Raw genomic sequence first — 14,157 nt, 5'->3', positions numbered from 1 at the left:
TTTTTGTTTATATTACAGTATGTTACTGACTATAATTGTTTATTCATTCGTCAATAATGTAAATACCAAAAGTAGCCATTTTCATAACAGGTCAGGTTGCTTTTTCTATTCTCGGACAGGCTCCTAGGGACTATATATGCTACATTTTACTACATTACAAATGAATCTATACAATACGACTGGAGGTTCATTATGACAACAGAAGAAAAATGCAACCGCGGGAGACCGCGTTGTGCAAAGACCCACCACGCCATTTTACAGGCAACCCTTGAACTGATCGCAGAACAGGGGTACGCCGACCTGCGCATTGACGAAGTGGCAAAGCACGCCGGAGTGGGCAAGCAAACCATCTACCGCTGGTGGAGAAACAAGGCAGAGCTGTGTATTGAGGCGCTGCTGGAAGAGATTCACCACACCCGCCTGCCCGACCACCCGCAGGGCAACACCCTGCGTGATGATCTGCTGGAACTCGCTTCCGCTATCAGCCGTCGCCTCAACACGCCCACCGCACGCAACCTGCTGGTGGGTGTTATCTCCGCCTCACGGGTGGAGGATGGTTCGCTGGCCTCCTTCCGCCTGCAGTTCCTTGAGACACGACGGGAGGCGATACGGGAGATTTTCAACCGCCATGAAAATAATGTGCGTCTGCGCAGCGGGTTCGATCTGGAACTGGCCGTAGACATGCTGCACGGTCCGATGTGGTATCGCCTGCTGATGGATCACGGCCCGCTTGATGAGGCCTTTGTCCGAGCGCTGGTGGAAGGGGTGGTGCGGCTGGCTGTGGAAGAGGAGAGGTAAAGAAGGAGAAAGGAGACGGGAGACGGGAGACGGGAGGCAGGGAAAAGCAAAAACTGGAACAGCGGAAAGACTTTTTGCCAACGAATAACTGCTCGAATAAGGCGAATAAGGGCAAAAGACAAAGAATTTTACCGCGAAGGACGCGAAGGACGCGAAGAGTAAAGACAGAACAACAGCTATTCCCGGCTGGAGCTAAAAAACGGCCTAAAATTGATTTTCGTACCATCGGCTGTGAATTCAGCACAAAACCAAACAGTATAATGAGGTTTTTGACCAACAATATGCAACTCGGGTGGGAACCAGCCGTATTTATGACGTCTTTTCGACACACTAATCCATTTGCCCCTGTCGATATTTTTCAAGCAGGGATCTCATTTTTTATATCAGTCCGATTATACCGTCAGTATTGCAGCGGAACCGGATTGTACACCAACAGGGAACGATATAAATCCTCCATATTTTCGATGTAAAACTCCCGAAATTTACTGCGTACATTTTCCCAGAATAATCTTTTCGTCTTAAAGATCTTGCAGGCAGCCTGAAACAGAGAGCAACATAACTGCAGGATCTGATCAATGAGAAAGGCCAACATCATGAGGAGAACAAAGACTTCAGTCAGGTGTTTCTTGCCGAGGCCAAAATTGTGATCGAAGTGATACCCCTGATTTTTCAAGGTGTTGAATGTTTCATTTTCAATCTTCCACCTGGCACGGGCACCACGCATAAAATGAAAAATATTCTCTTCGGTGATGGTCAAATCGGTAACCCAGGTGAAGTGTTGTGTTTTGCCGGTCTTACTGTTTTCTTCCCAGTATTCGACAAAAGTAACCCTTGTATCCTGGTGTGATTTATTGAGAGGAGCGTTATAAACAACACGAAAGCAATGCGTTAAGTGGGGCGTATTCTGTTTGGTTACTGTAAATTCTATGCCCTCTCCCCTGGCCACGGCATCGTCTACGTAGTGAAAAAGAAACTGATGATCTCCCGGCTTTGCGCCCAGGATATAATGGAGATTATTAGCCTCAAGATCTTCTATATGCGGTGCGTTGGAACTTAAAGCATCCTCGTTGACAATGAACTGAAGGTGTGGATGGTCCTGCCGTAGTTTGCCGAGAAAACGCCGCACCGCATTACGTTCACAGTCCATTTTTTTCTCGCCGTCCTGTTTCCTGATGGTTTCCGGTGGCAGGACAATGACCTCTTTATGATCAGGGTGAACAACAGCTGCGCCGACTGTTTGAAGATAATACGTAATCTTGCCGCTCTTCCGATGTTTTTTTTCGAGGCAGGCATCAGAATGTCGGGAATCCGAAGAAAAATAACCTGTGCCGTCGAGATTGAGGAGATAGCAGCCTTCCATAAAGACAAATTTTTCTAAGATCTTACCGCGCTGCAATTGCCGGAAGGCATCCTTAAACAGTGGCCGGAGATCATTAGGATTGACCCCGTCGAGGATCTCCCGCATTGAGGTATCGCAGGGAATACTGCCCATCCCATAGATGGACATAAGATTCTGACAACTACGAAATCTCCGTTGATCAAAAACGAGTAACGAGGGGTCTTTTAGCGAAAACATGGCAAAACCGGCCATAAGTGAATCGGCAAGAGTGTGGCTAACAGTACCTGTACGATGGTCTCGAATCCCTGCAAAACCGGTGTGCATATCTTTAATAAGCGCGTCGGCATTCAGGTGTTGGCGAAGTTTGATGTCTTCAGTTTGGGCCATTTTTCGTCTGTGGCTTTTTATAGTTTCTTTTATGTGACGGGACATTGCAGCCTCCTTGTAAGGTTTTAATATTGCTTACAAAAAGACGATTACAATCGCATCGATATGTCAAGGGAAATTTTACCTTGATTCCTGAAATGTTTACGAAGACTTTTTTTAAAAACTACGCTATTGCTGGGTTTCAGGGGTGTCCGGGAACCGCTGACAGAACAACAACAGCAAATCTCTGTTTAGTTTTAAAATCTTTTCCCCTTCTCCTGTCCTGCCCGCCTTAATTAAATAAAATCTTTGTCCTTAAATCTTTTTCGCCTTTCTTCGCGTTCCTTCGCGTTCTTCGCGGTAAAAAATCGTCTTACCGTCTTTTGCTTTTCCCTTTCTCCTGTCTCCCTTTTTCCGTCCCTCCTGCCTTTGAATCTGCCAATACAAAATATAAATGGTATAAAACGTTCAAAATCTTTTTTTAACCGAATTTCTTCACAAGGAAGCAGCAATGGCAAATCGTCAGGATATTGAAATAAAGAAACGCCAGATCACGATTCTGGCAGCCGGTCATCTGGCCACAGATCTCAACCAGGGGGCGCTGCCCGCCCTGCTCCCTTTTTTCATATCGACCTACGGTCTCTCCTATACTGCAGCGGCAGCCATAGTGTTTGCGGTCAACATGTCCTCAAGTATTATCCAGCCGATGTTCGGTCTCGCCGCAGACCGCTTTGCCAAACCATGGCTTCTTCCGCTGGGAATGATGCTGGGCTGTCTGGGACTCGGCCTGTCCGGGCTCTGCACATCATACCCTGTGCTTCTGGTTCTTGGGGTCATAAGCGGAATTGGCATCGCAGCATATCATCCACAGGCGGCACGACTTGTTAATCTCGCTGCGGGGGATCGTAAAAATACGGCGATGAGCTTTTTTGGTGTTGGCGGCACAATCGGATTTGCTGTGGGACCGCTTATTGCTTCAACAGCAGTCGTGCACTGGGGCCTTCCTGGAACGCTGGTTCTTCTTATCCCGGCAACGATTATGTCCATTGTCGTAATTTCACAATTTTCGTTATTTGAAGAACTTGAAGCAGCCGGGGCACGACTTAAAAACGCCGCGTCCGCCGTTGTTCTTAAAGAAAACTGGAGTGCTTTTGCACGGATAGGGGCGATGGTGAGCCTTCGTTCCATCGTTTTTTTCGGGCTGAATATCTTTATCCCAATCTACTGGATAAAGGTTTTCGGTCAATCTCACCTGGCAGGAGCGGTTGCCCTCTCCATCTTTTCAGGTTCCGGCATAGTCGGGAACATTACTGGCGGCAATCTCGCCGACCGTTATGGGCAGAGACGGGTGGTCATAATCGGCTTTCTCGGCCTGTCCATTCTTCTCCCGCTTTTTGTTGCCATGGACAGCCTGGTGGCGGCAACGATTTTGCTGATCCCCCTGGGGGCCGTCATCTTTGTAACATACAGTCCCACCATCGTCCTCGGACAGAGATATCTGCCCGGCCGTGTCGGGCTCTCTTCCGGCGTCACCATCGGTCTTGCCGTCGCCGTTGGCGGTGGAGCGGCCCCCCTTATCGGCAAGCTGGCAGACATCTATGGCGTCTGGACGGCGTTCTCCTCTCTTACGCCTCTTCCTGTTTTAATCTTTCTTATCGCCTTAACACTGCCTGCACCCGCATCTGAAGAGGTGCGGATTATAGAGACAAAAAATATTTAGACAGGAAAAGCAAAAAGCGGAAAGACATCTTTTCACCGCGAAGAACACGAAGGAACGCGAAGAAAGGCGAAAAACATTTGAGAACAAAACGGAAAAAGGGAAAAGACAACAAAGCAAAAGACTTTTTGCCAACGAATAAAAGCTCGAATAAGGCGAATAAAAACTTTTGAGACAAAAAGCATAACTTATTAAAAAAGTTATAAAAAAAAATAAAGAATTTCACAACGAAGGACAAATTCCCTGTTTTTTTAAAAAATCTTTGTCCTTAAATCTTTTTCGCCTTTATTCGCCTTATTCGAGCAGTTATTCGTTGGCAAAAAAATCTGTTGTCCTGTCTTTTGCCTTTCTCCGTCCTTTCCGCTTTTCTTCGCGTTCCTTCGCGTTCTTCGCGGTAAATAATTGTCTTACCGTCTTTTACTTTTCCCTTTTTTCAGGCAATCTGCCCATGTTTTTCGTAATGGGTTATCCTGGTGATTTCATTGTCATCGTCAACAAAGACAACCTGGGGCTTAAAGGTTCCGACCTCTTCACTGTCAACTTCGCAATATGCCATCAATATAATTTTGTCACCCACATGCACACAGCGTGCAGCAGCACCATTCAAACAGACTGTTCCAGAGCCTTTTTCACCTGCTATAGTATAGGTTTCAAAACGGGCACCATTGTCAATATCGACAACCTGTACTTTTTCATATTCGTACATGCCACCGGCTTCAAGCAGATCTGAATCAACGGTAATACTGCCCACATAATCCAGTTCAGCCTGTGTTACCGTCATCCGATGAATCTTCGCTTTCAGCATGTGTACTTTCATTATATTCTCCCTGCCTGGATCTTCCAGGTGAAGTTATCAATTAACCGTATTTTCCCGACATACACCGCAATGGCAATAAGGACATCGGCGTTCATTTCACTGACCGGCTGCATAGATTTACTGTCCACAACTTCAATGTAATCCACTCTGGCCAGGGGCCGGGACTCAATCGTATTGCGAATCATTCCCGTAAGAACAGAAATCTGACGTTCCCCGGCCCGCATCGCATCCTCAGCACCAGAAAGTGCGGCATGCAGAACAGTCGCAGCCTGTCGTTCTTCCATATTTAAATAAGCATTGCGGGAACTTTTCGCCAGCCCGTCAGGCTCACGAATAATAGGACAGCCAATAATTTGCACAGCAAAGTTAAGATCCTGTACCATCTGACGTATTACCGCCAGCTGCTGCGCATCTTTTTCTCCAAAATACGCCATATCAGGAGTGACGATATTAAAGAGTTTGCTGACGACAGTACACACACCACGAAAATGGCCGGGCCGTCTTTTCCCGCATAAATTTTCGGTAATCCCTGTCATATCGACAAATGAAGAGAAGTCAGAGCCATACATTTCATCGACATCTGGATGGAAGATACAGTCAGCACCAGCATCCTGCGCTGTTTTTCTGTCATGTTCGATATCACGGGGATAGGCGTCGAGGTCTTCACCAGGGCCAAACTGTATAGGGTTGACGAAATCACTGACAATGACCCTGTCATTTTGTGAACACGCCTCCTTTATTAAACTTGCATGACCTTCATGCAGATACCCCATGGTAGGAACCAGACCAACCCGAAGTCCAGCTCTCTTCCACTCTTGAACCTTTTCCCGTACTTCCTGAACAGTGATCAGAATATTCATTTTTTCTCTCGTTTTTTTAACGTGTCAATCACTTCATCATCAATGGCATAGGTATGTTCCACGCCGGGAAATGTCTGTGCCTGGACATCAGCAATATAGGTCTTGAAGGCCTCTGTCATGCGCTCAGACAGATTTTCATAATGTTTCACAAATTTAGCCGAGACCTCGTTATACATCCCCAGCATGTCCTGATACACCAGAATCTGCCCGTCACACTGTGCACCGGCTCCGATTCCTATGGTCGGGATGGAAAGCTCTGCGGTAACAAGCGCCGCAAGTTTTGCAGGAACACATTCTAAAACGACAGAAAAAGCCCCCGCCTTTTCAACCGCGAGGGCCTGATCAAGAAGATTTTGTGCTGCCTGTTCTGTTTTTCCCTGAACTTTATACCCGCCAAAGGCATTAATTGACTGGGGAGTCAGTCCCAGATGCCCCATAACAGGAATGGACGCACGGGTAATAGCGGTAATGTGCTCGCAGACTTCAAAACCACCTTCAAGTTTTACCGCATTGGCACCGCCCTCCTTAATCAGGCGTCCGGCATTCACCACCGCATCATAGACGCTGGTCTGGTAGGACATAAAGGGCATATCTGTTACGACAAAAACGCTGCTGACACCTCGTGCAACAGCGGCACTGTGATGTATCATATCTTCCATGGTCACAGAGAGGGTATTTTCATATCCCAGACAGACCATCCCCAGTGAATCACCGACTAAAACAGCATCAATACCTGACTGCTCCATAATTTTGGCGGTGGCGTAATCATAGGCTGTCAGCATGGAAATTTTCTTGCCGCTGGTTTTGCATTTCTGTAGTGAAACGATGGTGTTTTTCATCAGATGCCCCTTTCTTCTCAGAGTTGGATATATTCATCAAGCAGGGAAAGTAACGGGGAATAATCCTTATCATTCCCCTTACGGGATTCAGCAAGAGTAACTAATTCTCTGGACAACAGAGCGTATACTTTTCTTCTGTTACCCTTCAGTACAGCGAGATGTTTTTCTACTGTCTTTATATCAGCACGCTCAACAGGCCCGGTAAGACTTTCACGGGGCCCCCGGCTGAGGATAGTATTAATATTGTTTTGAATCAGGGGTGCCAGTGCTTTTCCGGAATCCTCTGGAGAGAAACCACAGTCAGCAAGCAACTCCATACTTTGATTGATAAGTGCCAGGACAAAATTACTCGATATGACAGCGGCCAGATGATATTCAGCCTTCTTCGCTCCGTCTATAATCGTGGTGCTATTACCGCAGGCACTGATTACACCCTGCACGATATTTCGGGTTTCCGGATCACCTTCCAGCGAGAAAAAGGCCTCCTGCAGTTTTTCATACGAGGTGAACGTGTCAGCAAAGGCGAGCATGGGGTGCAGCGAACAGGTATACGCCCCCATTTCAGACAGGACAGTAAGGGCTTCAGCGGTAAGAGAACCACTGCAATGGCAAAAAATCTTATTGTTGAGATCAATGCTTTCATGCCTGGCCTGCCGGGCAATTTCTTCAGCAGCCACAGTGATCTGATCATCCGGGACAGTAATAAAAATCAGCTCAGCGTCAGTGAGCAGGCGGGACAGAGAAAGCACCCGGGTGCTTGTAAAAGCTGCTGCCTCTCTGGCAGAAAGGAGACTCCTGCTCTGGTAGCCGATAACGTTCAGACCATGTAAAGAGAGGTGTTTTCCGAGTGAACATCCAACCTTGCCCGCACCAATAAAAGCAATTTTTACTTTTTGTTTTTTGTCCATAGCTGTTTAACACATAAAAGAGGGGGAGATTAACGACATGAGAACCTTGAAATGAGCGGGATTTTATCTTGATTTTTTGTCATAAGGACAGCTTCAAACAGGGAGCTGAAAACAGCCTGTCGGCCTTTTGCCCATCTTCTTCGTTACAGTCAAAAAATTATCCTCGGAGGGAAACGCCAGACTCCGATATCAAAGGTATCCCTCCGATAAATTTTCTCCTGTGCCTCGAATATAAACAAGATACAAGCTGTTTCAAGGAACCCACAATTGTCCTTACTACGGATAACAACATCCGTCAACAGCTGCTCCCGGCCCGACGTTACAAACGAATACAAAAGCAGGGGGGACAGGAAAAGGGAGACGGGAGAAAGGAGACAGGAGAAGGGGAAAAGCAAAAGACGGTAAAGCATTTTTTTTACCGCGAAGAACGCGAAGGAAGGCGGAAGAAAGGCGGAAAAGACAGGGAAAAGCAAAAGATAGGACAACAGATTTTTTTGCCAACGAATAAAAGCTCGAATAAGGCGAATAGGGCAAAAGACAATTTTTATCGCGAAGGACGCGAAGGACACGAAGAAAGGCAGAAGAAGGAGACGGGAGAAGAAGGAGGCAGGAGACGGGAGAAGGGAGAAGGGAGAAAGGGAAAAGCAAAAGCAAAAGACGGAAAGACAAAGACCGGGTAGCCAGCGGAACACGTTAAACCCGCGAAAGTTTTTATATAAAAAAGTCCTTTCGCTGTTCCGTCTTTCACAAGAACACCTCGAAACATCCTCATCCCATAACGAACCTCCTCAAGTTTTGTTGCCCTGCTTTTTCCTGTCTCCTGTCTCCTTTCTCCCGTCTCCCTTTTTCCCTTTGCCTTATTCGAGCTTTCCTTAGGCAAAAAGTCTTTTGTCGTTCCAGTTTTTGCTTTTTCCCGTCTCCCTTCTCCTGCCTCCCGTCTCCCTTTTTGCTTTGATATAATTGATGTTTTCCGTGTCCTTCCGTGTTTTCCGTGGTAGCAAACAGGGGCTGTTTTCAATCAATTTTTTGCCGGAAAGTCGGTAAATCTGGTAGATTGCACAAAATCAGGGTATCTTGAAAAAATAGGAATTTCTTTCAAATTGGGGGAGGAAATCTGTATCTTCTCTTGACTTCATAATGCAGAAATCAATTTTTTCTCTTCAGCGATTGCCCATGAGCATTAAACGACGCAACGATTTTGTTATCCGTTTCTCTGACAGTGAAGGAGAGTCGGCCCGCACCTTTGGCCATCTCTTTGCCCGTGCCGTCTTTCTCGCCGGGGTACCTGCCAGCCCAAAATTCATATCCTCTGCAGACTGCCGCCAGCCCGGTCTCTGCGATGTCCGGGTTAATGAGCGCTCCTACCTCGCCCGCAGTGAGGCGACAGACATGGCCGTTGCGCTTCATCCGCCGGTCTTCACCAGCGCCTATGAAAAAGTCGCCGAGGGCGGATATTTCCTCTATAATTGCGATTTTCCACTGCCCGGAGAGTGCGAACGGGAAGACATTATCGTTCTGCCCATTCCCGCCACCACCCTGAGCAGAGAGCTGGCCGCCCCCCCCGCCTCTGCTGTTGATCTGATCCTCCTTGGCGCCCTCAGTTTCTTTCTTGACCTTGAGGCCGCCCCGCTTCTCTGTCTCTGCAGAGGGAAAGAATCAGGAGCTGCCATCACCAGGGGCCGCGCCTGGGCAAAAGCCAACTACCCGGTGCGCACCTGTCAACTCTCCATTAAAAAGAGTCGCGCCGTACGCAACGGCATTTTTATCAGCGGGGCCACCGCCACCGCCCTTGGCGCAATCTACGCCGAAGCGAGTTTCCTCGCCTGGCATGACAACCGCACCTTTGCCGACGAGTACACCTCTCTTGTCCATGAATACTGCGGAGACTCCTCCCGCGTTATCTCTCTGCACGCCGGAAGTGGCGGCGATGCGCTCGGCAATGTGCTCGGCGCGACATGGCGGGGCAAACGGGCCTTTACCATTACATCCTCGCTGGCGCAGATGAGTCAGGCACTGGGGTTTGCCTGTTTCGCCGAACTGCCGGCGGTGATCGTTAACGTGCAGACCGCTCCCGGCATGAACCGCCGCACCATGCAGGGCGATATTCTCACCGCAGCCTGCGCCGCCCGCGGCGACACCCGCTACCCCCTCCTCTTCCCCTGTAATCCCCACGAATGTTTCACCATGACCGCCGAGGCCTTTAATCTTGCCGATTCTCTGCAGACACCGGTACTGGTAATGAGCGACTATGATCTGCATAACAGTCTCTCCGTTACGGAACCCTTTCACTGGAATGACAAGGCCGGAACCGACCGCGGCTGGCTGGTGAACACAGAGGATCTGGAGAAGATGAACAATCGCTGGGCCCGTTACGGGAACGGGGAACGGGACGGTGTCTGCCCCCGTACCCTGCCTGGCAGTCACCGCAACCGTGGCGCGTGGGTTGCCTCGAAAGTCGCTCACGACAAGTATGGTGACTTCACCGAAGCACCTGACAACTACGAGGACAACCTTCGTCGTCTGCTGAAAAAATGGGAGAGCTCCAAGGCGCTGCTGCCCGCCCCGCACTCCGCCTTTCGTGATCCGGAGAATCGCCTCGGCATTCTCTTCTACGGCTCCAGCACCCATGCCGCGTACGAGGCCGTGGGCCGTTTCTCCACACGGGATATCCGCTTCAACACCCTGCGCATCCGCTCCTTCCCCTTTCATTATGAGTTGGAGGACTTTATTCGCGACCACCGGAGAGTAGTTCTCGTGGAGCAGAACCGCGACGGCCAGATGCTTCAGCTGCTGGTCAACGAACTGGGTTCTCCGGCGGAGAAGATAGAGCTGCTGCAGAGTTATGACGGCCTGCCGATAAGTGTGGACTTTATTGAGAAACAGCTCGGGAGGATATTGTGAGCGAATATAAAAGGGAAGAGTATGACGGCACCCTCCCCTGCGCCGGAGAGTGCGGAAATCTGCAGGTATATGAGGCACTGATGGAGGCATGCTTTGAGCTGAAGATACCACCCCACCGGGTAGCCCGCTTCACGACCATCAACTGCGCCGCAGCCCCGGCCTGCTTCCTTGGGCAATCCTGCGGCGTCGCCGCCCCGCCGGGACTACTTGCCTCCATGGCCATCGGCTCCTGCACTGCCGGAAACAATCTGCTTACCATCTGCATAAGTGATGGAGAAAACTGCACCCCGGGAATATTACTTAACGTTCTGCAAAGCGGAGTACACCTCGCCTGGATTCACCTTCCCGGCGACGGTGAAAGCAATTTGCCCTCCTGTGAAATAAAGAGTGCCAGCTGCTGCGGTCGGGAGAGCGGCAGACTTGTCGAGGCGATAAAGAGAACCCTGCGTCAGCCCGGTTTCAGTTATCTTGAGATTGTGGCAGGAGATATTTGTGAACTGCCCGCCGACAGGACAAGCGCAGAGGCAGCCGACAAGGCGGCAGTGGAAGATCCCGTCTCTCCAGGCAATGCTGTATTGCAACAGATTAACGAGACGTTCCGCATGGCTGCCTGTCGGCTGCCCCGGCCCGGTTCTGGAAAACCTCTCGGGCAGGAAGACTCCTGAAGGGTAGGTTGAAAAAGGGAGAAAGGAGACGGGAGACGGGAGACGGGAAAAAGCAAAAGACGGAACAGCGAAAGGACTTTTTGCCAACGAATAAAAGCTCGAATAAGGCGAATAAAGGCAAAAAGCGGAAAAGCAATTTTTACCGCGAAGAACGCTAAGGACCGCGAAGGAAGGCAAAAAATATTTGAGAATAAAGAGGTAATTGAAACTAAAACGGGAAGGACGGGAAAAGCAAAAAATGTAATTGGTATGAGTAATCGCCAAAAAAGATGTCTACGCAGTTGCGTTCTCTGGTCAATACAAAATGTAAATAGTATTGTATAGAGAAACTTTAGCGTGTTTCGTGTGTTTCGTTGGCTATCCAGTCTTTTGCTTTTCCCTGTCTCCTGTCTCCAAGCGAGGGAAAACCTTGCTTCACTCGCTGGTTGACGTGCTGATCAAATAAGACCCTGAAACGCAACATGAGCCACCGGAAAAATGGTAATGCACCCCATGCGCCTTTGTTAAAATGTCCCCAAATTCCCGTGGAATGTCCCGTATTAAAAATTTAGGGGATATTTGTTATTGTCCCTTAAAAATAAAAAAGGGACAATAACAGTAAGATTTGATCCAGATTTGTTGCCACATTATCTGCAGTTCCCGGGTACCCCTGAAACGCGGCAATAGCGTAGTTTTTCAAAAAAATCTTTGTAAACATTTCAGGAGTTAAGGTAAATTTCCCCTTGACATGGATTATTGCCTGTTTCCTCCGAATTCTTGCAACGCTGCAACTGAAAGCATCAAAATTGGCCGAGAATGAGTCTATTTTGCCGCCTGAGCCGTTTTTTGGGGAGGTATTGGTAGGAAGAAGGTTGGTAGATTTTAAAAATCAAATACAGGGCGTTTAAAACGCTTTTCCTTCTCAGAAGAGTCTTTAAAAAAATACTGCATAATAACGAATGCTTGTTCTATAAAGACACTAAACTGGTCTTATTTGATCTCTTGCCTGTTCTCGCGTGCGCTTCTTTATATTCATACATTCTCTTTTCTTGCGCGCGCGATCGCGCGTTGATCAAATATAACTATCTGTAATTATTGTATATTTTATACTCCCTTTATTTGTTAAAATGTCCCCAAATTCCCGTGAAATACCCCTAAATTCCCGTGAGATGTCCCCAAAACCCCGTGGGAATGTCCCCAAAAACCCGTGAGAGGTCCCGTATTGAAAATTTAGGGGATATCTGTTATCATCCCTTAAAATAAAAAAGGGGACAAAATGAAAAAAAAGCAACTTTCTTTATTTCCTCCACAAATAGTTAGGAAATCTAATGCTCTTTGCCGTTGTTCATGGTCTGCCGAATCAGTTTGGGAGGCTCGCCTTGTTGCTCTTGTCGCGTCAAAAATAAAAAAGAGTGATGTGGAATTTCAAACTTACGAAATTTCTGTATCTGAAATAATGCAAAACAAAGGGGGATGTGACTATAAAATAGTTGATAAAGCTACCGAATACACTATGTCACGGGTCATAAAAATAAAAAATGCAGAAACAGGTGGGTGGGCGAAATATAATCTTTTCAGTAAATGTGAATACAATCCCAAAAAGGGGACAATAACAGTAAGATTTGATCCAGATTTGTTGCCACATTATCTACAGCTAAATAAAAAATTTGCCCAATATGATTTACTTGAATTTGTTGTGTTGTCAAGTGTCTACAGTCAGCGTCTCTATGAAATACTTAAATCATGGGATGACAAAGAAAGTGTTGAAATAGAAACTAGTGAGCTACATAAAATGCTTAATTCTCCTGTTTACCTTACCAAAAATTTCGGTAAATTTAGAGAGAAAGCTTTAAATAAAGCAAAAGAAGAAATAAACAGAAAAACTGCTCTGAAATTCAGCTGGGAAGCAAAGAAAAAAGGCAGGACTTTTCATTCAATTATTTTTTCATTTGTAAAGATAAAAGAGGAAGGGAAGTCCAAAGAATTAAAAGAGGGAGATATATACCAAACAGTAAAATCACATAATGGAGTATATTGGAAATATAAAGTTGCAAAAGATGGTACAGGATCACCGATACAGGGAGGAATGTACCCTTTAAGCAAATATGAGATTCAACAGCATATCAAAGAAGGTAATCTAAAAAAAATCAGAAAAAAATAAACTTCTCTAAGAAAATGTTATCCATTCCTATTAAATTATGCCCCGTTTAAGGCGGCCCAATCCCGGTTGCATCTGCTATCTGTTCTTAATAATTCTGGGGATTACTACCAGTTTATTCCATGCGTTACAAATCATTCCACCGTTATCGTTACGTTTATCGTCACCGTGTAGACAAGGCATGCCTTGTCTCTACATTATCGCCGGAATCACTGTTGTGCCGATTTTTCACCAATGATGTGTAAGGTCACGGTTATCACCCCGTGGTGACAATGTGGCGTGTATGTTTCGCGGGTTATCGGTGTTCCTGTTCGGTTACGGTTGTACCGTTATTGTTACGTTTATCGTCATCGTGTAGACAAGGCATGCCTTGTCTCTACATTATCGCTGGAATCACTGTTGTGCCGATATTTCACCAATGATGTGTAAGGTCACCGTTATCACCCCGTGGTGACAATGTGGCGTGTATGTTTCGCGGGTTATCGGTGTTCCTGTTCGGTTACGGTTGCACCGTTATTGTTACGTTTACCGTCACCGTGTAGACAAGGCATGCCTTGTCTCTACATTATCGCCGGAATCACTGTTGTGCCGATATTTCACCAATGATGTGTAAGGTCACGGTTATCACCCCGTGGTGACAATGTGGCGTGTATGTTTCGCGGGTTATCGGTGTTCCTGTTCGGTTACGGTTGTACCGTTATTGTTACGTTTATCGTCATCGTGTAGACAAGGCATGCCTTGTCTCTACATCATCGCTGGAATCACTGTTGTGCCGATATTTCACCAATGATGTGTAAGGTCACGGTTATC

The 14,157-nt window shown here is 47.2% G+C and carries 12 protein-coding genes; 7 read left to right on the top strand and 5 right to left on the bottom strand.

The features are described from left to right. Nucleotides 1-192: 192 nt before the first annotated feature. Complete coding sequence (locus JWG39_RS06100) at nucleotides 193-798, top strand: TetR/AcrR family transcriptional regulator (RefSeq protein WP_205218491.1); 606 nt, start codon at nucleotides 193-195, stop codon at nucleotides 796-798. A 400-nt stretch (nucleotides 799-1,198) separates the two neighbouring features. Here JWG39_RS06100 and JWG39_RS06095 read toward each other — a convergent pair whose 3' ends face one another. Then, nucleotides 1,199-2,569 (bottom strand): transposase, encoded by a 1,371-nt coding sequence (locus tag JWG39_RS06095; protein ID WP_205218490.1) that lies wholly within the window; start codon nucleotides 2,567-2,569, stop codon nucleotides 1,199-1,201. Nucleotides 2,570-3,014: 445 nt separating this feature from the next. On the opposite strand from JWG39_RS06095, the gene JWG39_RS06090 reads away from it, so the two are divergent. Further along, nucleotides 3,015-4,223, top strand: coding sequence for an MFS transporter (locus tag JWG39_RS06090; RefSeq protein ID WP_205218489.1), 1,209 nt, complete (start codon nucleotides 3,015-3,017; stop codon nucleotides 4,221-4,223). A gap of 430 nt (nucleotides 4,224-4,653) precedes the next feature. Here the strand turns inward: JWG39_RS06090 and panD are convergent, their stop codons facing one another. From panD to JWG39_RS06070, 4 genes are read right to left on the bottom strand one after another with little or no spacing between them, the layout of a single operon-like run. Further along, on the bottom strand, nucleotides 4,654-5,037 hold the full coding sequence (gene panD / locus JWG39_RS06085; protein ID WP_205218488.1) for an aspartate 1-decarboxylase: 384 nt from the start codon (nucleotides 5,035-5,037) through the stop codon (nucleotides 4,654-4,656). After that, nucleotides 5,037-5,897, bottom strand: a complete 861-nt coding sequence (gene panC / locus JWG39_RS06080; protein WP_205218487.1) for a pantoate--beta-alanine ligase — start codon at nucleotides 5,895-5,897, stop codon at nucleotides 5,037-5,039. The genes panD and panC overlap by 1 nt, the downstream gene beginning before the upstream one ends. Further along, complete coding sequence (gene panB, locus JWG39_RS06075) at nucleotides 5,894-6,736, bottom strand: 3-methyl-2-oxobutanoate hydroxymethyltransferase (protein ID WP_205218486.1); 843 nt, start codon at nucleotides 6,734-6,736, stop codon at nucleotides 5,894-5,896. The genes panC and panB overlap by 4 nt, the downstream gene beginning before the upstream one ends. Before the next feature lie 17 nt (nucleotides 6,737-6,753). Beyond that, nucleotides 6,754-7,644 carry a Rossmann-like and DUF2520 domain-containing protein gene (locus JWG39_RS06070; protein WP_205218485.1) on the bottom strand — a complete coding sequence of 297 codons (891 nt, stop codon included), beginning with the start codon at nucleotides 7,642-7,644 and terminating at the stop codon, nucleotides 6,754-6,756. Nucleotides 7,645-8,817: 1,173 nt separating this feature from the next. Between JWG39_RS06070 and JWG39_RS06065 the strand changes: the two genes are divergently transcribed. The 5 genes from JWG39_RS06065 (at nucleotide 8,818) to JWG39_RS06050 (ending at nucleotide 14,144) form a co-directional block, all read left to right on the top strand. Next, complete coding sequence (locus JWG39_RS06065; protein WP_205218484.1) at nucleotides 8,818-10,545, top strand: 2-oxoacid:acceptor oxidoreductase family protein; 1,728 nt, start codon at nucleotides 8,818-8,820, stop codon at nucleotides 10,543-10,545. Further along, nucleotides 10,542-11,210 (top strand): thiamine pyrophosphate-dependent enzyme, encoded by a 669-nt coding sequence (locus JWG39_RS06060; protein WP_205218483.1) that lies wholly within the window; start codon nucleotides 10,542-10,544, stop codon nucleotides 11,208-11,210. The genes JWG39_RS06065 and JWG39_RS06060 overlap by 4 nt, the downstream gene beginning before the upstream one ends. Nucleotides 11,211-12,465: 1,255 nt before the next feature. Then, on the top strand, nucleotides 12,466-13,350 hold the full coding sequence (locus JWG39_RS06055; protein WP_205218482.1) for a replication initiation protein: 885 nt from the start codon (nucleotides 12,466-12,468) through the stop codon (nucleotides 13,348-13,350). Nucleotides 13,351-13,469: 119 nt separating this feature from the next. Next, nucleotides 13,470-13,592 (top strand): hypothetical protein, encoded by a 123-nt coding sequence (locus JWG39_RS16740; protein ID WP_275888968.1) that lies wholly within the window; start codon nucleotides 13,470-13,472, stop codon nucleotides 13,590-13,592. A 402-nt stretch (nucleotides 13,593-13,994) separates the two neighbouring features. Next, nucleotides 13,995-14,144 (top strand): hypothetical protein, encoded by a 150-nt coding sequence (locus JWG39_RS06050; RefSeq protein ID WP_205218481.1) that lies wholly within the window; start codon nucleotides 13,995-13,997, stop codon nucleotides 14,142-14,144. The last annotated feature ends 13 nt before the right edge of the window (nucleotides 14,145-14,157 follow it).

Source organism: Desulforhopalus vacuolatus (assembly GCF_016918505.1).
Lineage (GTDB): Bacteria > Desulfobacterota > Desulfobulbia > Desulfobulbales > Desulfocapsaceae > Desulforhopalus > Desulforhopalus vacuolatus.
Note: the sequence above shows the minus strand (reverse complement) of the source record. Positions and strands in the feature narration are given on the sequence as shown.